Consider the following 19,919-nt stretch of genomic DNA (forward strand, 5'->3'; position numbering starts at 1 on the left):
GGCGCATTTCCGAGGTCCGCTTGACGGGGCCTCGGAAAAGGTCTGACTTGACCCAGCCCGGTTCAGGACTTATATATGCGCACCTCAACCGACATTTTGCAGCGCTCTGGCCTCGGGCCATCCACTCACGATCGCAACGGAAAAGTAGAGTCGCATGGGTAAATCTTTAGTTATCGTCGAATCCCCGGCCAAGGCCAAGACCATCAACAAGTACTTGGGCAACGACTATGTTGTGAAGTCCAGCGTCGGCCATATCCGGGACTTGCCCACCAGCGGCAACTCCAAACCGGTGGATCCGAAAGAGCGTGCCCGCCAGGCGGCGAAGACCCGCAAGCTCTCGCCTGCGGAAAAAGCCAAGTACAAAGCCAAGAAGCAGAAAGATCAACTGGTCAAGCGCATGGGGATCGACCCCGAGCACGGCTGGCAGGCCCACTACGAAATCCTGCCCGGCAAAGAAAAAGTCGTGGATGAGCTGCGCAAACTGGCCGCCAAGGCCGATACCATTTACCTCGCGACGGACTTGGACCGCGAGGGTGAGGCCATCGCCTGGCATCTGCAGGAAGCCATCGGCGGTGAGCCGGAGCAATACCGCCGGGTGGTCTTTAACGAGATTACCAAGACCGCGATCCAGAATGCCTTCAAGGAGCCCGGCCGGCTGGACCGGGACCGGGTCAACGCCCAGCAGGCCCGCCGCTTCCTGGACCGGGTGGTGGGCTACATGCTCTCGCCGCTGCTCTGGGAAAAAATCGCCCGGGGATTGTCGGCCGGGCGGGTTCAATCGGTGGCGGTGCGCCTGGTGGTCGAACGCGAGCGTGACATTCGCGCCTTTGTTCCCGAAGAATACTGGACCTTGGCGGCCCAACTGAACGCCGGTAAAGGCGAGGCCGTGCGCTTTGAAGTGAAAAAGCAGGGCGAACAAGCCTTCAAGCCGCTCAACGAAGCCCAGGCCATGGCGGCGGTCAAAGCGCTTGAGGGCGCGAGTTACGAGGTGACGGACCGGGAGGATAAACCCACCAAGTCCAAACCGCCCGCGCCGTTCATCACCTCCACCCTGCAGCAGGCCGCCAGCACCCGCCTTGGCTACGGGGTCAAGAAAACCATGATGATGGCCCAACGGCTGTATGAAGCAGGCTACATCACCTATATGCGGACTGACTCCACCAACCTGAGCCAGGAAGCGGTGGCCAACTGTCGTGATTACATTCAGGAGGAGTACGGCAAACGCTACCTGCCGGAGTCGCCTGCGGTCTATTCGAGTAAAGCGGGCGCACAGGAAGCGCACGAAGCCATTCGTCCCTCCAGCGTAACGGTCAAGCCGAATCAGTTGAGCGGCATGGAGCGTGACGCCGAGCGCTTATACACCCTGATCTGGCAACAGTTTGTTGCCTGTCAAATGAGTCCGGCCGAGTTCACGAGCACCTCGATTGTGGTCAAGGCGGCTGACTTTGAATTGCGCACCCGCGGCCGGGTCATCCGGTTTGATGGCTTTCTCAAAGTCTTGCCTCCGGTGGCCAAGAAAGACGAGGACGTGGTGCTGCCGGACATCAAAGTGGGGCAGACGCTGCCTCTGATCAAGCTGGAACCGTCCCAGCATTTCACCAAACCGCCGGCCCGGTTTACCGAGGCGAGCCTGGTCAAAGAGCTGGAAAAACGGGCTATCGGCCGTCCGTCGACCTACGCTTCAATCATTTCCACCATTCAGGACCGGGGGTACGTCCGATTGGAAAATCGCCGTTTCTACGCGGAAAAGATGGGCGATATTGTGACCGAGCGCCTGGTGGAAAGTTTTGATGATCTGATGGACTACGGCTTCACCGCCAGTATGGAAGAGTCGCTGGACGACGTCGCCCAGGGCGAGAAGAACTGGCAGCAACTGCTCGACGAATTCTACGCCGAGTTCACTCGCAAACTGGAACAGGCCCAAAGCAGTGAGCAGGGCATGCGGGCCAACTCGCCCACCGATACCGACATCAAATGTGACCAGTGTGGCCGACACATGCAGATACGCACCGGCAGTACCGGGGTGTTTCTTGGGTGCTCCGGTTACGGCTTGCCGCCCAAGGAGCGGTGCAAGAATACGATGAACCTGGTTTCCGGGGAGGAAGCCCTGGATGCTGACGCCGATGAGGAAGCGGAATCCCGGTTGCTGCGTACCAAGCGGCGCTGCAAGTTGTGCAACACCGCCATGGACAGCTACCTGCTCGACAGTAAGCGCAAGTTGCATATCTGTGGTAACAACCCGGACTGCCCCGGCTACGAAGTGGAAGAGGGCAGCTTCAAACTTAAAGGGTATGAAGGGCCGACGCTGGAGTGTGACAAGTGCGGCAGTGAAATGCAGCTCAAGACTGGCCGTTTTGGTAAATACTTTGGCTGCACCAACAGCGAGTGCAAAAATACCCGCAAGCTTTTGAAAAGTGGCGAGCCGGCGCCACCGAAAATGGATCCGGTGCCCATGCCGGAGCTGCAGTGCGAGAAAGTGGACGACACTTACGTTCTGCGCGATGGGGCGTCTGGCCTGTTTCTGGCCGCGAGTCAGTTTCCCAAAAACCGGGAGACTCGCGCACCGTTGGTGGCCGAATTATTGCCCCACAAAAAAGCGATCGACCCGAAGTACAACTTCCTGTTCTCGGCACCCACCGAGGACCCCGATGGCAACAAAACGGTGATTCGCTATAGCCGAAAAACCAAAGAACAGTATGTCCAGTCGGAAGTGGAGGGAAAGGCCACCGGCTGGAAGGCGTTTTACCAGAAGGGTAAATGGGTTCCCAACAAGTAGATTGATAGTGAGGTAGATGTATGGCCGCCTCCAGCCTTACGCTGGTAAACCAGAAGCTGGCGTACTGCCGCGCTTTGATGAAACTGGTTCAGTCGGAGTCTGTTCCCAAACGGGCGGATGATCGACTGAGGCGGCAGGCGCTGCTGGATGCCGGCGCTTTTCACCTGCTCTGCGCTTATCGTCATTACCTGCGGGAGTTGGCGGAACACCATACCGTGGCCGATACCTCGCGGATCCTGACGGAACAGGACCTGCTTCAGGCGCTCGACCGGTTGGGGAAGACCTCATTCGAAGCCCGTGAGCTACAGGCGTTGAGCGAGGACGCCCAGAGCTGGCTGTCCGGCCTTCACAACGCCTACCACAGCTTCTGGCAGCCGCCCGTCGCGGAGTCTCTGCAACGCATTGAGGTGGTCGATCTGGATTCCCCCGCAGGTGCCGCCCGACAGGTCTCCCGAGAGAACCTGGAGGCCTGGTATCGCGCGTTCAATGACCTCGTCGAGCGCCAGCGTGAGACCAGCGCGGAGTACTGACCACGCCTCACTGAACGTTCGGGTCTGTGTTAAACTATCATTAAATTGTTAATGCAGATGACTGCGCCACCCTCGGGCGGCTTGTGAGGAGTATCTATGTCATCATCCCTGTACGAAATCGTAGAGCTGTCAAACGGTGATGTGGTCCTGCAGCGGGCCGATGAAGAGGCCGAGCCGTTAGTCTGTATTCGTTTTTCCGCCGACTCCCTGTCGTATATGCGGGAGGGAAAGCTGGATGTGGCCAAGGCCATGATTGAAGCGGGTATGGAGGCGGCCAGTGAGATGGCCGATGACGGCGTCGAGGATTTCCTGGGTGAATTCGGTTCCGATGAGGAAAAACCGGTTTACCACTGAGGGGGCACCCTCCATGTTCCGTCATCTGTAAAGCTTTCAGCGGCGGGGGAGGGTTGCAAACTGACAGTCGGCGACCTTATCGGTCGCCCAATACGCTCATCCCTGACGAGTTGTCCTTCCGGGGTTAGGTCGGCTCTTTTCAAAGTCTGTCTGTCATTCGCGTCGCCTAGCGGATTCTCAGCAACAGGGCCTGACAATGCCCTTTCAAAGCAGCGGCCTCCAATTGTTTCAGTTCACGTTCGGTCAATGCTCCTGGAGTCGCAATCACTGTGTGGCTGTTGCCTTTGGCCAGGGCTTCCCAAAGAATCCAACGGTTGTCCTGGGTTTCCGGGGCGTGAATGACCCGGATGGCCCTCAGGTCCACCCCGTAGCTCTCCAGTAATCTCCGGTCGACAGGACCGGGGCTGATCCAGGTCAGCCAGCGGTCCCCGTGGCTGCGACTCAGATGTGCCACCATGGGCAGTAGCAGTTGGGTTTGTTCCGGCGCATTGTGGGTCAGTACCAGCTCGGTCACACCGCCCGAAGGCGCTTGGGGGGTGGGGGCAAAAACATTGGCATTAATCACGGCGGATGACTCCTACACTCAAACCTTCGATCGTAAACTCCTGATCTCGCAAATCGACTTCAATGACATCAAAATCAGGGTTCTCAGGCCAGAGCTCAACCTGAGCCCGATTGCCGATTCGCTTGAAACGCTTGACGGTCACTTCCTCCCCGATACGGGCCACGACGATCTGGCCATTGCGTACTTGCTGCGTCCGGTGCACGGCGAGCAGGTCTCCATCCAGAATGCCGGCATCCTTCATGCTCATGCCGTGTACCCGGAGCAGGTAGTCCGCGCTGGGTGAGAAGAAGTTATGGGGCAACTGGCAGTAGTCCTCGATGTGTTCCTGTGCCAGGATCGGGCTGCCGGCTGCCACTCGACCGATCAGAGGCAGGCCCTGTTGGGGCTCTACCAGCTTGATGCCTCGCGAGGCGCCGGGAATGACTTCAATCGCGCCCTTGCGGGCCAGGGCCTTGATATGCTCTTCGGCGGCGTTGGCCGATTTGTAGCCCAGAATCCGCGCAATTTCCGCCCGGGTGGGAGGGTAGCCGGTTTCCTCGGCATAGCTCTTTATGAGCTGGAGCACTTTTTCCTGGCGCGGGGTCAAATTGAACATGGCTTGCTCCTATGCATCGCTTGCGCAAGGTCTGCTTGTGTAATAAGGGGCGCACCATGAGGTGCACGCCAAAGCAGCCCGGGGTAGGCAGTCAGTTTGCCGATACCGGCAATCCGCCCATCTGGGTTTTTATACAGCTATTGTGATTATATACAGTTGTTCGCTGTATGCAAGCCTTTTGCGGTCACAGCCATTGGGCGGGGAGTCCCACCGAGGGAGCTGCCCCGGGGTTATTCGTCGTACCCCGGGAAAATGTCGGGTTCAATGGTATGCAGGGGGTTGTTCCAGTTGTCTGGGGACATGGCGTCATCGTCGCGCCATCGGTCCTCTTGGCTGAGTTCATAGGCCGCATCGGAATCTTCGGGGGCGGCGGCGGAGACGAGCGGCATCTGGGGCCAGGCCTCCCGATCAAATTCGCCGATCGCACCGTCCAGGTATTGAACTTCAATGGTGCCCTGTTCGTCATCCAGTGCCACCACTTCAAACACTTGCTGGTCCTCTCGATCGAAGTACCAGGCACCAATGCTTGGTGATTGAACGCCCATAACGCACTTCTCCAGGTTGAGTGAAATGACGCGGTTCCCTTAGCGGGTTGAGTGTGAGTTACCATACCACGGCTCTTGCCAGGACTCATGAGGGGGTAACGGCCGCGCACGGGGGCTCGCCAACAGGGTCTGTGTCGGGACGTTCGCGGCTAATTACCTAATTTTTCTCACAGTTTTCGTTTTTTCACGACCGTCGGTATACTGCCGCAAGTCGTAAAAATTCTATTGGGCGGGTTTTACATAAAAACTTTGTCTAACGTCTGGAGCCTGTATACACCATGGAACTCTTGGAATTGAGCAAGCAGTGGCTCACCGGTCTGGCTGATCGGGAGCAGCTGTGGATTGTGCACGCTTTTGGAGTTGTGCTGGCCACCTTGGCTGTTGCCATGGTGGTTACTTTCATTTTGAAGCGGCTGGAGAAGAAGGCCGACAATAACGATGCCACCTGGCTGATGATGTTGTTCAAGGCCGCCCGTTCGCCCACTAAAGGCATCATCTGGCTGGTGGGTATCAGTTGGGCTGGTTACCTGACGCACCAGGGGATGGAATTCGACTTGGTAAATGCTGTGAAAACCGTACGCCAGGTTGGCATTGTGTTGATGATTGTCTGGTTCCTTGTGCGGTTTATACGCCTGGGGGAGAAAGAGTTCCTGCATCCGCGCAAAGGCGATCCCGGAGACCCGACCACTGTCGGGGCCGTCAGCAAGCTGTTGCGGGTGGCGGTAATCGTTACGGCGGGCCTGGTGCTGTTGCAGTCGCTCGGGTACAGCATTTCAGGGGTAATGGCCCTGGGTGGCGTGGGCGGTATCGCCTTGGGTTTTGCGGCGAAGGATCTGTTGGCCAATTTCTTTGGTGGTCTCACCATCTATATGGATCGCCCTTTTGCGGTCGGAGACTGGATTCGCTCTCCCGACCAGGAAATCGAAGGGGTGGTGGAGAATATCGGTTGGCGGCAGACTCGTATTCGCACTTTCGATCGCCGACCACTCTACGTTCCCAATGCCACCTTCACCCAGATCTCGGTAGAGAATCCGTCCAGGATGGAAAATCGTCGAATTCTGGAAACGGTGGGCATTCGTTACGATGATGTCATCCATATAAAGTCCATCGTCGACGAGGTCCGACAGATGCTGATCGACGATGACCGGATTGAAACGGAGAAGCAGACGTTGATCGTCAACTTCACGACCTTTGGTGCCAGCTCCCTCGACTTTTTCGTGTACACCTTTACCAAAACGGTGAACTGGGTTGAGTTTCACCAGATCAAGCAGGAAGTCATGCTGTCGATTTCCGAGATTGTCGCCAAGCACGGTGCCGAGATTGCGTTCCCCACATCAACCCTGCATGTTCCGCACCCGGTGGCCCTGGCCAGGGCCGGTTCGGAGCGCGAGGCCAAAGGAGCTGATCGCACGCGGGAGACGACGGATGACGGGAACAATGAGAATGCCAAAGAGGATGTGGCGGGCAGTGGCGATAAGGAGGAACGTCCCTCAAAACAGTCACCGCGGAAGTCGCGCAACCGTTCAGCGCACGACCCGCAAGCGGGTCCCGAAGTGAGCGATAATGATTCTGAGACAGGGGAAGAAAGTGAGCAATAATCAGCTGCCTGAAGGTGCAACCTGTCTTTACGATCAGACGAGCCTACACCAGGCGTTGGATCGACTGGCTGCGGAGATTACGACGGCACTACCTGCAGATGATCCGCTGCTGGTGTTGACGGTAATGAATGGAGGGCTGGTAACGGCGGGACAACTGTTGACCCGCTTGCCGATGGCCCTGGAAACCGACTACGTTCATGCGACTCGCTACGGTCTGGACACCGAGGGCAGCGAGCTGCGCTGGTTGCATCGGCCTGAGACACCGCTTACAGGGCGACGGGTGCTTATTGTGGACGATATCCTCGATCGCGGGTTGACGCTCAAGGCGCTGGTGGAACACGCCCGGGAAGCGGGGGTTCGTTCCGTGCATACGGTGGCGTTGGTGCAAAAAGAGTTACCCGAACCCGCCGCCATTGAAGCCGATTTTGTCGGGCTCAGGGTGCCCGATCGTTTTGTGTTTGGTTTCGGGATGGATTGGCAGGGCCTGTGGCGCAATGCGCCGGGAATTTACGTGGCTCCGGACTCAGTCTGACTGAATGGGTGGCTAAAGCCCCAAACGTTTGTTGTGGTTTTTTATAACCAAAAAAGCTAAGAAAGTCGCAAAAATGGCAATTGACTCTGGACAATTGCATCGATTTAGCTTAAAAAGTGTGCGTTCTGCGAAAGGCGGAACATCAGCTCCTTTTTTTGCAACCCCAGATTTGCAAAGTTTTGTGAGATTTTTGTGAAGCTGGAGTGCGCAGAGACGGAGCGGAGACCGGCGTTCTCGTCGGTCTCATCGGTATTTTGATAGGACTTTTGATAAGAATAATGAGGTATCATTATGGCTGAGCGCGCATCAGGAACCGTAAAATGGTTCAACAACGCCCGCGGTTACGGGTTTATTACCCGTGGCGAAGACAGTGACGACGTGTTCGTACACTACCGCAACATTCGAGGAGAGGGCTACCGCTCTTTGGCCGAAGGTCAGAGCGTGGAGTTTGAGCTGCTCGAGGGCGATAAAGGACTTCAGGCTGACGACGTGGTATCTGTCGCCTGACCGCCGCTGAAACAGCGGCCACCCGTCGCCGGTAGCGGACGGGTGCTTCCTTCTGAACATGCCAGACGCTTCGTCTTTTCCGTTCCACTCCTTTTCCGATGTTCTTCCGCCCTCTCTCGGGCTGCCTCCATTCCCCAGGCCTTTTCCTCGCATTACGGTGACGATGTTCCGTTTTCGGCTTCCGGTTCGTAAGGAATGATTTTTATCAGGAGACCGAACAGTGGGTGGTCAATATAGTGCAGCTCTTCACTGCGCATGCGCCGCTGTTGGGTCATGGTGACGATGCGGCTGGGCAGATACTCCTTGCCGAGGAAATCGGGTTGGCTGGACGTGGTGTTCAGGCTGCTGTCCCAGGCGTTGCCACCGCCCCAGTCCTGGTCCCATTCGGTGCCGGACCATGAGGGGGCGGGCGAAGAGGTTACCGGTGTCGCCCCTTCGGGCAAAGGTTGATTGGGGCGGCGGGGAAGTTCCGGCCAGGCGCCCGGGGGTTGGCCGAAATTCGGCTCGAACTCGGTGAGCCAGAGTCGGGTATACAGGTGCAGGTAGCGGGAGACGGTCAGCGTCACGCTGCCTTCGAGTTCGTAGTGCTTGCCAAACGCCTCTCCACCGGTAATGAGAATCGCAGGAGAGTTCTCCCGCTCAACCATGGCCTGACGCCAGGCTTCGTGAAACAGAATCCGGTACTCGCCTGAGCGGGCCATCGCGTTGGCGTAGCGGTCCATGGAGCGCTCTTCCTCGGGCAGCCGGTATAGAGTGTTGTCCGTCTTTTTAGCCTGCTCAAGCCGGGCCAGTCCTCGGTCCCAGGAGGGGAGTTCTTCCTCCGGCTGCTCCCGGCTTTGATCGCCCGGCGCGTCCTTGAGTTCGACCCAGTTGAAGGGGTAGCGCAACTGAAGGTTACGTGGCCACTGTTCGGCGCCGTCGACGGCGTTCTCCCGGGAAAACACGATCATTTCGACCTGAAACCAATTGGCGGCCTCCTGCTCCGTTTCCTGGGCGATGGCGGCGGGAGCCAGTCCGCAGACCAGGCTGATAAGGGGCGGAAGGGTAAAGCGCAGGGCGTGGTTCATGAGCGTTTTCCGGGCGTCAGGTGGTCCAGCAGTTCTGAAACAACGTTCAGACGTGTTTCGCCATTTTCCATATTTCGAACGAATTTTAAATGATTGGCACCGGCCAGTTGGTAGGTTTGTGGATCACTTTGCACCAATTGCACGATGGTTAGGGGATCGACCTCGGTCTGTTCGGAAAATTCCACGCGGCCGCCGCGATCGCCGGCTTCGAGCTTGGCGATACCCAGTGCTTGGGCGCGCAGTTTCAAGGCCGTGACCTGGAACAGATTTTTGGTGGGTTCCGGCAATAGCCCGAAGCGGTCGATCATTTCTACCTGCAATTCGCGCAAGGCCTCATCGGATTCCGCGTTCGCCAGCCGCTTGTAGAGAACCAGACGGGTGTGCACATCCGGCAGGTAGTCGGCGGGTATCAGAGCGGGAATCCGCAAATTGACATCAATGCCCGTGTCCAGTGGCGACTCGATATCCGGTGTTTTTCCGGCGCGAATGGCCTTGATGGCCCGATCGAGCATATCCATGTACAGGGAGAAGCCCACGGTCTGGATCTGACCGCTTTGCTCCTCGCCCAGCAGTTCGCCCGCACCGCGAATTTCCATGTCGTGGGTCGCCAGGGTAAAGCCGGCCCCCAGATCGTGCGCGGCGGCAATGGCGTCCAGGCGTTTGAGGGCGTCGCCGGTCATGGCCCGGCGCTCGGGCGTCAACAGGTAGGCGTAGGCCTGGTGATGCGAACGCCCGACGCGGCCGCGCAGCTGGTGCAGTTGCGCCAGGCCGAACTTGTCGGCGCGGTGGATGATAATGGTGTTGGCACTGGGGATGTCGATACCGGTTTCGATAATGGTGGTGCACACCATGACGTTGAAGCGTTTGTGGTAGAAGTTGGACATGACCCGCTCCAGATCGCGCTCGCGCATCTGGCCGTGGCCGATACCGATGCGGGCCTCGGGAATCAGTTCGCCCAACTCGCGCGCCACCCGATCAATATTCTTCACTTCGTTGTACAGATAGTAGACCTGCCCGCCCCGGAGAATTTCCCGCAGAATGGCTTCTTTCACCACGGCGTCGTCCTCTTGACGCACAAAGGTCTTTACCGAGAGGCGGCGTGCCGGTGGGGTGGCGATAATGGACAGATCCCGGATGCCGGACATCGACAGGTTGAGCGTCCGGGGTATCGGAGTGGCCGTCAGCGTCAGGATATCGATCTCCGAGCGCAGCGCTTTGAGTTTTTCCTTTTGCCGCACACCGAATCGGTGTTCCTCGTCGATGATCAGCAGCCCCAGATTTTTGTAGCGGATATCGCCCTGAATCAGCTTGTGGGTGCCGACCACAATATCGATTTTGCCCTCCTCAAGCCGCTTGAGCACCGCATTGACCTCTTTGGTGGTGCGAAAGCGTGAGAGCACTTCGATGGTGATGGGCCAGTCGGCAAAGCGGTCCTTCAGGGACTCAAAGTGCTGCTGGGCAAGCAGAGTCGTGGGGGCGAGCAGGGCGACCTGCTTGCCGCTGTAGCTGGCGATGAAGGCCGCGCGCATGGCCACTTCGGTTTTTCCAAAGCCGACGTCACCGCACACCAGGCGGTCCATCGGCTGAGGGGACAGCATATCGCTCACCACCGACTCGATGGCCCGCTGCTGATCCGGTGTTTCTTCGAACGGAAAGGCGGCGGAAAAGCTTTCGTAGGCGGTCTTTGGATCATCGAACGCGAAGCCTTTGCGCGCTGCCCGACGGGCGTAAATGTCCAATAATTCGGCGGCGGCGTCGCGAACCTGCTCCGCCGCTTTGCGTTTGGCCTTTTGCCATTGCTCACTGCCGAGCCTGTGTAGCGGTGCCAGTTCCTCGTCGGCGCCGCTGAAGCGGCTGATCAGGTGAAGGTTGGTCACCGGAACGTACAGTTTGGCGCCCTCGGCGTATTCGAGGGTCAAAAATTCGGTCGCCTGGCTGTCGACCTCAAGTGTTTCCAGCCCGCGATAGCGCCCCACGCCATGGTCGATATGAACCACCGGGGCACCGGGTTTGAGTTCGGTCAGGTTTTTGACCACCAGGTCGCTGGCGTCCTGGGCCTGACGCCGCCGGCGCTGCTGCTGAACGCGGTCGCCAAACAGCTGTGACTCGGCGATCACCGCCAGCTCGGGATCGTTGAGCAACAGGCCCTGGTCCAGCGGTGCCACCGTCAGGGCGAGCCGTTCAGTGGCATCGACAAAGCCGGACCAGCCCTCGACCACGGTCGGTTTGACACGGATACGTCCGAGAAGCTCCAGCAATGTTTCGCGCCGACCGGCGGAGTCCGCGCAGAACAGAACCCGGCCCTCATATTCCATCAGAAATGCTTCCACCGCCGTGAGCGGGTTGTCGGCCTGATGGTTGATGGGCAGGCTGGGTGGCGTTTGCGTGGCGAAATTGGTTCGTCCCTCGCCCTCGGCCACCGGCCCACTCTCGATGAAGGTACGGCTCATGGGCTTCAGAAGCCCAAACAGTTCATCGACCCCGAGATAGATGTCTCTGGGCGGCATGATGGGCCGTTGCGGATCCACCCTGCGGCTTTCGTAACGGTTTTGAAGTTCGGCCCAGAAGCGCTCGGCGGCCGTTTCCAGCTCGCCCAGGGCGTAGACCTGGGTATCCTCGGGCAGATAATCAAACAGATGGCTGGACTGATCGAAAAACAGTGGCAGATAGTACTCAATACCGGGAGGCGCAATACCGCTGCACACGTCCTGGTAAACCGGGCAGGCCTTGTGGTCGACGTCGAATCGGGCGTGCCAGTGATCCCGGAAGCGCGCGATGCCCGCTTTGTCCAGGGGGAATTCCCTGGCGGGTAACAGTTGGATGCGCTCGACCTGCTCCACGGTCATCTGGGTTTCCGGGTCGAAGCTGCGCAGGGTCTCCACTTCATCGTCAAACAGGTCGATGCGGTAGGGCCGGTCGCTGCCCATGGGGAACAGATCGATCAAAGCGCCACGCACCGCGAACTCGCCGTGCTCGTACACGGTATCCACGCAGTGGTACCCGGCCTTCTCCAGATTGACCCGCAGGCTGTCAATGTCCAATCGTTCGCCCGGCTCCAGCAGGAGGCTGTGAGCCAGCAGGTAACGTTGGGGCATCAGACGCTGTAGGATGCTTGTCACCGGCACCACCAGCACTCCCTGGCGGGTCTGTGGCAAGCGGTAGAGCGTATTCAGCCGTTCAGAGACAATGTCCTGATGCGGAGAGATGGTGTCGTAGGGCAGCGTTTCCCAATCCGCCAGGTGCAGCACGGGCAGTTGCCCATCGCAGAAGTAGTTGAGCTCGCTCTCAAGCCGCTGGGCCGCCGAGGTGTCGGGCGTGATGACCAGGCTGAGGCCCGGGTGCTGGCGGGCCGCATTGGCCAGTGCGAGAGCCTGGGCGGCGCCCTGCAGTTGGCCCCAATGCTGGCGATTGCCGGGGCGGTTGGATACGGGAGGATTCAGCGGAGTGGATTGACTCATAAGACGGCTGACCGGGCCAAAAAGGCGCCATTGTACCCGACCTTGTGGCTTTGTGTCGGGGGTGATGAACCCGGTGTCGCCAACAGGCCCTCAGGAAGGTAAGTATTGGTCCTGCAAGCATAAAAAAGGTGCTTGCGCACTGGCCTTTCGGCGCTGTGATCTTTATAATTGCGGCGATTTTTCCATGGGTCGGGGCGCGTTTTTCGCCCATACTGACTCCTCAAAGGGTGTTGAGACGGAGAAATCTCACGGCATTTGCGCTTTTCAAAGGAGCGCGCGCCGCCCAAGTGGGCACCCTGAAACACGCTTCTAAGATCAAATAACGCTTTCGCACACATAAACGCATTCCGGCCTGAGCCGGGTGGCAGGAATGGGGTGGGCGAGGTGTTGTCTGGAAGTCCGGCATATGACACCGGCCGTTCGGGTCTGTTCCCGAAAGGTCAGTTTATCCAACGAGTGATTAGGCAGAGACGTATGATAAAGATCCGTCGGGGATTGGATTTACCTATATCCGGTGCACCCGAGCAGGCCATCAGCGAGGGTCCCAAAATCCGCTCTGTGGCTGTCATCGGTTTTGATTACCACGGTATGAAACCGACCATGACAGTGCAGGTGGGGGACAAGGTCAAGCTCGGTCAGTTGCTGTTTACCGATAAGAAGACCGAAGGCGTGCGTTACACCTCGCCGGCGGCCGGCACGGTAGCGGCTATCAATCGTGGCGAACGGCGCGTACTGCAGTCGGTTGTGATCGACGTGGAAGGCGACGACGCCGAGTCCTTCGAGGCCTACAAGGGAGCCGAGCCGGCTCAGGTCTCCGATGAGGACGCCCGTGCACTGTTGAACGAATCCGGTCTCTGGACGGCGTTGCGTACTCGCCCCTACAGCAAGGTGCCCGCGCTCGACAACAAGGCTCACTCGATCTTCGTGACCGCCATGGACACCAACCCCCTGGCGGCGAACCCTGAAATTATCATCGCTGAGCAAAAGGACGCCTTCAAGAGTGGGCTTGCCGTTCTCGGCCGGATGACCGAAGGCAAGGTATTTGTCTGCAAGGCGGCGGGCGCGGACGTTCCGTTGGCCTCCGGCGAACAGTTTGTTGCCGAAGAGTTTGGTGGTGTGCATCCCGCAGGCAATGCTGGTACCCACATTCATCATCTCGACCCGGTCAGTGAGCGCAAGAGCGTCTGGACGGTGAACTACCAGGACGTGATCGCCATCGGTCAACTGTTTACGACCGGCAAGCTCAATGTCGAGCGCGTTGTGGCTCTGGGTGGCCCCCAGGTTGAGAAGCCGCGCCTGGTGCGTACCCGGCTCGGTGCCAACCTGGAAGAATTGACCGCCGGTGAGCTTAAACCGGCTGACAACCGTCTGATCTCCGGCTCAGTGTTCGGCGGGCGTGCGGCCCAGGGGCCCTTTGCCTATCTGGGACGGTATCACCAGCAGGTCTCTGTGCTGGAAGAGGGCAATGATCGCCCGATGCTTCATTATCTGCGTGCGGGTTTCAACGCATTCTCGGTCATGGGCATTTACGTCTCCAAACTGTTCAAGGGCAAGCGGTTCAGCTTCACGACCACCACCGGTGGCAGTGAACGTGCCATGGTCCCCGTGGGCGCTTACGAAAAAGTCATGCCGCTGGACATATTGCCGACCCAACTGCTGCGTTCGCTGATTGTGGGCGATACCGATACCGCACAGAAACTCGGTTGTCTGGAACTGGACGAGGAAGACCTGGCGCTCTGTACCTTTGTTTGCCCCGGTAAATACGAGTATGGGCCCATCCTTCGTGACAACCTCACCCGTATTGAGAAGGAGGGCTAACGTATGAAAGCTCTGCGCAATTTCCTCGACAAAATCGAGCCGAACTTTCACAAGGGCGGCCGGTACGAAAAGTGGTACGCCCTGTACGAGGCGGTAGATACCATTTTCTATCGCCCCTCCAGCGTGACCAAGACCACGGCCCACGTACGCGATGGGATCGACCTCAAGCGGATAATGATCACCGTCTGGTTGTGTACCTTTCCGGCCATGTTCTATGGCATGTATAACCTTGGCTTTCAGGCCAACACCATCATGGCTGACATGGGGATCGCGGCCGTCGATGGCTGGCGCGGTACCTTCATCGAGATGTTGGGTGGTTATGACGCCGGTAGCATCTGGGATTCTTTCTGGCATGGAGCAGCGTACTTCGTTCCCATTTACTTTGTCGTATTCGTCGTGGGCGGCTTCTGGGAAGTGCTGTTTGCCACCGTTCGCGGTCACGAAGTGAATGAGGGGTTCTTTGTAACCTCCGTGCTGTTTGCCTTGATCTGTCCGCCCGACGTTCCTTTGTGGCAGGCGGCATTGGGTATCAGCTTCGGCGTTGTCGTCGGTAAGGAAGTATTTGGTGGCACAGGGAAAAACTTCCTCAATCCGGCACTGACTGGCCGAGCCTTCATGTTCTTCGCTTATCCGGCGGAAATGTCCGGCGACGCGGTTTGGACCGCGGTCGACGGTTACACCGGCGCGACCGCGCTCTCAGTGGCGTTTCAGGAAGGTATGCAGGGGCTGACCCAGCAGTTTTCCTGGATGGATGCGTTCATTGGCCGTATTCCCGGCTCCATTGGTGAAGTATCCACTCTGGCGATTTTCCTCGGCGGCGCGGTGCTGTTGACCATGGGCATTGCCTCCTGGCGTATCGTCGGGGGCGTCATGCTGGGCATGATCGCCACCACCTTGCTGTTCAACGCCATCGGTTCGGACACCAATCCCATGTTTGCCGTACCCTGGTACTGGCACATGGTCGTGGGCGGTTTTGCATTTGGCATGATCTTCATGGCCACCGACCCGGTTTCTGCTTCCATGACCAACACCGGCAAGATCTGGTTCGGTGCATTGATTGGTTTGATGTGTATTTTGATTCGTGTGGTAAACCCCGCGTTCCCGGAGGGGATGATGTTGGCGATTCTGTTTGCCAACCTGTTTGCACCCCTGATTGACCATTTTGTCGTAGAGGCGAATATTAAGCGGAGGTTGGCACGTGGCTAATAATGATACGATCAAAAAAACCGTGACGGTGACATTGCTGCTGTGCATTGTCTGTTCTGTCGTGGTGTCGACCGCAGCGGTATTGTTGCGGCCCATGCAGGAGGCAAACCAGGAGCTGGACTTCAGGAGTAACATTCTCTCGGCTGCAGGCCTTCAAGACGTTGAAGGTAGCGTGGACGAAGTGTTCGCCAAGCGCGTAGAAACGCGCGTTGTGAATCTGGAAACCGGCGAGTTTACCGATGCCAAGGATCCGCAGAGCTACGATCAGTGGGAGGCAGCGAATGACCCCAGTGAGTCTCTGGACCTGTCTCAGGCGCAGGATATCGCCAGCATCGGCCGTCGCGAGAACTACGCCGAGGTGTACATGATTCGCACCCCGGAAGGGGAGTTGCAGAGCGTTGTGCTGCCGGTTCGCGGTTATGGTCTCTGGTCTACCCTTTACGGTTTTATGGCGGTCAAACCTGATGGTAATACCGTTGCGGGGCTGACGTTCTACGAGCACGCGGAAACCCCAGGGCTCGGGGGCGAGGTGGACAACCCCAAATGGAAGTCAATCTGGGAGGGCAAACAGATCTACGGTGAGGATGGCAATGTCCAACTGTCCGTGGTGAAGGGCAGCGTCGATCCTTCCGCTCCCGAGTCCCAGTACAAAGTCGATGGCCTGTCCGGCGCCACCTTGACCAGCCGCGGTGTGGACGGGTTGGTTGAGTTCTGGCTGGGCGACCTGGGCTTTAAGTCGTTTTTAAAGAACTTGCGCGAAGGGGAGGCCTAAGCCATGAAGAAGCTCAAGCAACTTCTGATTGAACCCATTTTTGACAACAACCCGATTGCGCTCCAGATTCTGGGGATCTGCTCCGCTCTGGCGGTGACCAACAGTCTGAGTGTCACCGTGGTGATGTGTATTGCACTGACCGCAGTGACCGCCTTTTCCAACCTGTTTGTGTCAATGGTTCGCAACCACATCCCGGGCAGCATCCGGATCATTGTGCAGATGACCATCATTGCCTCTCTGGTGATTCTGGTCGACCAGGTATTGAAAGCGGTGGCTTACGACATCAGCAAGCAGTTGTCGGTGTTTGTCGGTCTGATTATTACCAACTGCATCGTGATGGGGCGGGCGGAAGCCTTTGCCATGAAAAACCCGCCGGTTGCGAGCTTTTTTGATGGCGTCGGCAACGGTCTGGGCTACAGCGTGATTCTACTGGGTCTCGCATTCATCCGTGAACTGTTCGGCTCCGGTAGTCTGTTCGGCGTAACCATCCTGACGCCAGTGACTGACGGTGGCTGGTATGTGCCCAACGGTCTGCTGTTGTTGCCGCCGAGCGCCTTCTTCCTGATCGGTTTCTTTATCTGGGCGCTGCGTGCCTGGAAGCCCGAGCAAGTTGAAGAGGAAGAGTTCAAAATGGCGCCTAATACCAAGCCGCAGGAGGCCTGATCGTGGAACAGTTACTGAGCATTTTTGTAAGGACCGTTTTCATTGAAAACATGGCTCTGGCTTTCTTCCTGGGGATGTGTACCTTTCTGGCCATCTCCAAGAAAATCAGCGCTGCCTTGGGTCTGGGCATTGCAGTGATCGTCGTACAGGTTGTGACCGTACCCGTAAACAACCTGTTGTTCACTTATATCCTGGATGATGGTGCCCTGGCGTGGGCGGGTCTACCCAATGTGGATTTGAGCTTCCTGGGCCTGATCACCTACATCGGTGTGATTGCGGCACTGGTTCAGATCATGGAGATGGTTCTGGATAAGTTCGTTCCGTCCCTCTACAACGCGCTTGGCGTCTTCCTGCCATTGATTACCGTGAATTGCGCGATCTTGGGTAGTTCGCTGTTTATGGTGGAGCGCGACTATAACTTCGCCGAGAGTGTCGCTTTCGGCGCCGGTTCCGGTGTGGGCTGGGCTCTGGCCATCACCGCTCTGGCGGGGATTCGGGAAAAGATGAAGTACAGCGATGTGCCAGAGGGCCTGCGGGGTCTGGGCATTACCTTCATTACTGTCGGTCTCATGTCCCTGGGCTTCATGTCTTTCGGCGGCATCGACCTGTAACCAGCGAGGTAAGCTAGATGAATTTGGAAATTATTCTGGGCGTGGTCATGTTTACCGTCATTGTGGCGGTACTGGTGGCTGTGATCCTGAGCGCCCGCGCCAAACTGGTCAGCAGTGGCGACGTCAGTATTGAAATTAATCACGAAAAAACCATTACGGTACCGGCCGGTGGAAAATTGCTGCAAAGCCTGGCGAACGCCGGCCTTTTCCTCCCCTCCGCCTGCGGTGGCGGCGGTACTTGCGCTCAGTGCAAATGCGTCGTGGAAGAGGGCGGTGGCGCCATGCTTCCCACCGAAGAAGGCCATTTCACCAAGCGCGAAGCGCGTGACGGCTGGCGCCTGTCCTGTCAGACGCCGGTGAAAGAGAATATGGTCATTGAAGTGCCGGAAGACGTCTTCGGTGTTAAGCAATGGGAGTGCACCGTCGAGAAGAATCCGAACGTGGCCACTTTCATCAAGGAACTGACGCTTAAGCTTCCCGAAGGTGAAAATGTGGACTTCCGGGCGGGTGGTTACGTCCAACTGGAATGCCCGCCTCATCATGTGAAGTTCAAGGACTTCGACATCGAAGAGAAATTCCGCCCCGACTGGGAACGTTTCGGGTTCTTTGACCTGGAGTCGAAAGTAACCGAGCCGGTCATGCGGGCCTACTCCATGGCCAACTATCCGGAAGAGCAGGGCATTGTTAAGTTCAACATCCGTATCGCGACACCGCCCCCGGGTGCCAAAGACATTCCGCCGGGCATCATGTCCTCCTATGTCTTTAGTCTGAAGCCGGGCGATACCATTACCGTTTATGGTCCCTTTGGTGAGTTCTTTGCCAAGGATACCGATGCCGAGATGGTGTTCATCGGTGGTGGTGCGGGCATGGCACCGATGCGTTCGCACATTTTCGACCAGCTGCGTCGGATCAAGACCGATCGTAAGATCACCTTCTGGTATGGCGCTCGCTCCATGCGCGAGATGTTCTATCACGAAGAGTACGATCAACTGGCCGAAGAAAACGAGAACTTCGAATGGCATGTGGCCCTGTCGGACCCCCTGCCTGAAGACAACTGGGAAGGCCCCACCGGCTTTATTCACAACGTGTTGTATGACATGTACCTGAAGGACCACCCGGCTCCGGAAGACTGTGAATACTACATGTGTGGTCCACCGATGATGAACGCCGCTGTGATCAAGTTGCTCAAGGATCTGGGCGTGGAAGATGAGAACATCATGCTCGATGACTTTGGCGGCTAGACGAGGACAGACTTTGTTCAAGGTTCTCACAACAATAAAAACGAGGCCGGTTCCGCTGGCCTCGTTTTTATTTATAGGTCTGATTTTTGGGTCCTTGCTTGTCGGGTGTGAACGCGAAGCGGATGCCGCTCTGGCGTTCGAACGCTTCTCGGGCAATACGATGGGCACCACTTATCATGTGACGGTGGTGGCCCAGGCGCAGGGCGAACCGTTATCGCTTGACTCGGAAGCTTTTAAACGCGGTCTCGACGCGGAGCTGGCTCAGATCAATCAGCAGATGTCGACCTACATTGCCGACTCGGAATTGATGCGCTTCAACCGCTCGCCGGTGGGGGCGTGGCAAAGCCTGTCGGAGCCGCTGGCGGCAGTTTTGGCAATCAGCCGAACAGTGAGTGAGCGCAGCAACGGTGCGTTTGATATTTCCGTCGGTCCGTTGGTCAATCTCTGGGGGTTCGGTCCCGAAGCGGAGCCCGAACAGGTGCCGTCTGAGGAGGAGCTTCTGGCATTACGCCAGCGGGTCGGTTACCGCAAACTGGAACTTGATGAGCAGCGTGCCAGACGTCTTGCGGACATCCAGCTCGACCTGTCAGCGGTTGCCAAGGGGTATGGCGTCGATCACATTGCCCGATGGATTGAAAGCCGTGGCTTTGAGAACTATCTGGTGGAGATCGGGGGAGAGGTTTACCTCAGTGGCGTCAGCCCGCGCGGCGATGCCTGGCGCATCGGTGTGGAGCAGCCTTCCTTGCTCCAGGAAGGCGGGAGGATGGCATTGGCGCTGAGCGATATCGGCATGGCGACCTCGGGAGACTACAGAAACTACTACGAGAGGAACGGCGTGCGCTATTCGCACACCATTGACCCGCGCACGGGGCGTCCGATTGTTCACAAACTGGCCTCCGTCACGGTACTGGCCGAGACTGCGGCCGAGGCAGATGCCTGGGCGACCGCGCTCAATGTGTTGGGCCCGGAAGCCGGAATGGCGGTGGCGGAGCGGGAAAAACTCGCCGTTTATATGATTGTCAAAGCCGGTGAGGGGTATGAGGACCGCTTTTCGAGCGCCTTCGAACCCTATCGCCCATAG

The 19,919-nt window shown here is 57.8% G+C and carries 18 protein-coding genes; 13 read left to right on the forward strand and 5 right to left on the reverse strand.

The genetic code is table 11. The features are described from left to right. Window positions 1–154: 154 nt before the first annotated feature. From topA to G547_RS0117415, 3 genes are all read left to right on the forward strand, one after another. The gene (gene topA, locus G547_RS0117405; RefSeq protein ID WP_027330922.1) at window positions 155–2,776 is read left to right on the forward strand and encodes a type I DNA topoisomerase; all 2,622 of its coding nucleotides are present in this window, start codon (window positions 155–157) and stop codon (window positions 2,774–2,776) included. Between the two features lie 20 nt (window positions 2,777–2,796). Further along, window positions 2,797–3,306, forward strand: coding sequence for a DUF6586 family protein (locus tag G547_RS0117410; RefSeq protein ID WP_027330923.1), 510 nt, complete (start codon window positions 2,797–2,799; stop codon window positions 3,304–3,306). A 96-nt stretch (window positions 3,307–3,402) separates the two neighbouring features. Next, window positions 3,403–3,660 carry a hypothetical protein gene (locus G547_RS0117415; RefSeq protein WP_027330924.1) on the forward strand — a complete coding sequence of 86 codons (258 nt, stop codon included), beginning with the start codon at window positions 3,403–3,405 and terminating at the stop codon, window positions 3,658–3,660. A gap of 166 nt (window positions 3,661–3,826) precedes the next feature. Here the strand turns inward: G547_RS0117415 and G547_RS0117420 are convergent, their stop codons facing one another. From G547_RS0117420 to G547_RS0117430, 3 genes are all read right to left on the reverse strand, one after another. Further along, window positions 3,827–4,225 carry a cell division inhibitor SulA gene (locus G547_RS0117420; RefSeq protein WP_027330925.1) on the reverse strand — a complete coding sequence of 133 codons (399 nt, stop codon included), beginning with the start codon at window positions 4,223–4,225 and terminating at the stop codon, window positions 3,827–3,829. After that, complete coding sequence (gene lexA, locus G547_RS0117425) at window positions 4,218–4,820, reverse strand: transcriptional repressor LexA (protein ID WP_027330926.1); 603 nt, start codon at window positions 4,818–4,820, stop codon at window positions 4,218–4,220. Before lexA ends, G547_RS0117420 begins: the two co-directional genes overlap by 8 nt. A 230-nt stretch (window positions 4,821–5,050) precedes the next feature. Next, window positions 5,051–5,365: a DUF6763 family protein gene (locus tag G547_RS0117430; protein WP_027330927.1), complete on the reverse strand. Its 315-nt coding sequence runs from the start codon at window positions 5,363–5,365 to the stop codon at window positions 5,051–5,053. 278 nt (window positions 5,366–5,643) lie between these two features. Between G547_RS0117430 and G547_RS22105 the strand changes: the two genes are divergently transcribed. From G547_RS22105 to G547_RS0117445, 3 genes are all read left to right on the forward strand, one after another. Continuing rightward, entirely contained in the window at window positions 5,644–6,963 is a 1,320-nt protein-coding gene (locus G547_RS22105) for a mechanosensitive ion channel domain-containing protein (RefSeq protein WP_084646172.1), read from the forward strand. Next, on the forward strand, window positions 6,953–7,495 hold the full coding sequence (locus tag G547_RS0117440; RefSeq protein WP_027330928.1) for a hypoxanthine-guanine phosphoribosyltransferase: 543 nt from the start codon (window positions 6,953–6,955) through the stop codon (window positions 7,493–7,495). The genes G547_RS22105 and G547_RS0117440 overlap by 11 nt, the downstream gene beginning before the upstream one ends. Before the next feature lie 291 nt (window positions 7,496–7,786). Further along, window positions 7,787–8,002, forward strand: a complete 216-nt coding sequence (locus tag G547_RS0117445) for a cold-shock protein (protein ID WP_027330929.1) — start codon at window positions 7,787–7,789, stop codon at window positions 8,000–8,002. Between the two features lie 152 nt (window positions 8,003–8,154). Here the strand turns inward: G547_RS0117445 and G547_RS0117450 are convergent, their stop codons facing one another. Then, the gene (locus tag G547_RS0117450; protein ID WP_027330930.1) at window positions 8,155–9,069 is read right to left on the reverse strand and encodes a CsiV family protein; all 915 of its coding nucleotides are present in this window, start codon (window positions 9,067–9,069) and stop codon (window positions 8,155–8,157) included. Then, entirely contained in the window at window positions 9,066–12,527 is a 3,462-nt protein-coding gene (gene mfd, locus G547_RS0117455; protein ID WP_051235689.1) for a transcription-repair coupling factor, read from the reverse strand. The genes G547_RS0117450 and mfd overlap by 4 nt, the downstream gene beginning before the upstream one ends. A gap of 474 nt (window positions 12,528–13,001) precedes the next feature. On the opposite strand from mfd, the gene G547_RS0117460 reads away from it, so the two are divergent. From G547_RS0117460 to G547_RS0117490, 7 genes are all read left to right on the forward strand, one after another. Continuing rightward, entirely contained in the window at window positions 13,002–14,345 is a 1,344-nt protein-coding gene (locus G547_RS0117460) for a Na(+)-translocating NADH-quinone reductase subunit A (RefSeq protein ID WP_027330932.1), read from the forward strand. A 3-nt stretch (window positions 14,346–14,348) separates the two neighbouring features. Then, window positions 14,349–15,551, forward strand: coding sequence for an NADH:ubiquinone reductase (Na(+)-transporting) subunit B (locus G547_RS0117465; protein WP_027330933.1), 1,203 nt, complete (start codon window positions 14,349–14,351; stop codon window positions 15,549–15,551). Then, the gene (locus tag G547_RS0117470; protein WP_027330934.1) at window positions 15,544–16,323 is read left to right on the forward strand and encodes a Na(+)-translocating NADH-quinone reductase subunit C; all 780 of its coding nucleotides are present in this window, start codon (window positions 15,544–15,546) and stop codon (window positions 16,321–16,323) included. Before G547_RS0117465 ends, G547_RS0117470 begins: the two co-directional genes overlap by 8 nt. Before the next feature lie 3 nt (window positions 16,324–16,326). Next, window positions 16,327–16,986 (forward strand): NADH:ubiquinone reductase (Na(+)-transporting) subunit D, encoded by a 660-nt coding sequence (locus G547_RS0117475; RefSeq protein WP_027330935.1) that lies wholly within the window; start codon window positions 16,327–16,329, stop codon window positions 16,984–16,986. Window positions 16,987–16,988: 2 nt separating this feature from the next. Continuing rightward, window positions 16,989–17,597: an NADH:ubiquinone reductase (Na(+)-transporting) subunit E gene (nqrE, locus tag G547_RS0117480; protein ID WP_027330936.1), complete on the forward strand. Its 609-nt coding sequence runs from the start codon at window positions 16,989–16,991 to the stop codon at window positions 17,595–17,597. 17 nt (window positions 17,598–17,614) lie between these two features. Further along, entirely contained in the window at window positions 17,615–18,838 is a 1,224-nt protein-coding gene (gene nqrF, locus G547_RS0117485; protein WP_027330937.1) for an NADH:ubiquinone reductase (Na(+)-transporting) subunit F, read from the forward strand. Between the two features lie 94 nt (window positions 18,839–18,932). Further along, window positions 18,933–19,919: an FAD:protein FMN transferase gene (locus G547_RS0117490; protein WP_245573504.1), complete on the forward strand. Its 987-nt coding sequence runs from the start codon at window positions 18,933–18,935 to the stop codon at window positions 19,917–19,919.

It is taken from the genome of Marinimicrobium agarilyticum DSM 16975 (genome assembly GCF_000423345.1).
Lineage (GTDB): Bacteria > Pseudomonadota > Gammaproteobacteria > Pseudomonadales > Cellvibrionaceae > Marinimicrobium > Marinimicrobium agarilyticum.

Bases quoted from the DNA above. Each gene is read 5' to 3' on its own strand.
- G547_RS0117465 (WP_027330933.1), top strand. From the start codon at position 14,349: ATGAAAGCTCTGCGCAATTTCCTCGACAAAATCGAGCCGAACTTTCAC.
- G547_RS0117445 (WP_027330929.1), top strand. From the start codon at position 7,787: ATGGCTGAGCGCGCATCAGGAACCGTAAAATGGTTCAACAACGCCCGC.
- G547_RS0117460 (WP_027330932.1), top strand. From the start codon at position 13,002: ATGATAAAGATCCGTCGGGGATTGGATTTACCTATATCCGGTGCACCC.
- G547_RS0117475 (WP_027330935.1), top strand. From the start codon at position 16,327: ATGAAGAAGCTCAAGCAACTTCTGATTGAACCCATTTTTGACAACAAC.
- topA (WP_027330922.1), top strand. From the start codon at position 155: ATGGGTAAATCTTTAGTTATCGTCGAATCCCCGGCCAAGGCCAAGACC.
- G547_RS22105 (WP_084646172.1), top strand. From the start codon at position 5,644: ATGGAACTCTTGGAATTGAGCAAGCAGTGGCTCACCGGTCTGGCTGAT.
- G547_RS0117415 (WP_027330924.1), top strand. From the start codon at position 3,403: ATGTCATCATCCCTGTACGAAATCGTAGAGCTGTCAAACGGTGATGTG.
- mfd (WP_051235689.1), bottom strand. From the start codon at position 12,527: ATGAGTCAATCCACTCCGCTGAATCCTCCCGTATCCAACCGCCCCGGC.
- lexA (WP_027330926.1), bottom strand. From the start codon at position 4,820: ATGTTCAATTTGACCCCGCGCCAGGAAAAAGTGCTCCAGCTCATAAAG.
- G547_RS0117430 (WP_027330927.1), bottom strand. From the start codon at position 5,365: ATGGGCGTTCAATCACCAAGCATTGGTGCCTGGTACTTCGATCGAGAG.
- nqrF (WP_027330937.1), top strand. From the start codon at position 17,615: ATGAATTTGGAAATTATTCTGGGCGTGGTCATGTTTACCGTCATTGTG.
- G547_RS0117410 (WP_027330923.1), top strand. From the start codon at position 2,797: ATGGCCGCCTCCAGCCTTACGCTGGTAAACCAGAAGCTGGCGTACTGC.
- G547_RS0117450 (WP_027330930.1), bottom strand. From the start codon at position 9,069: ATGAACCACGCCCTGCGCTTTACCCTTCCGCCCCTTATCAGCCTGGTC.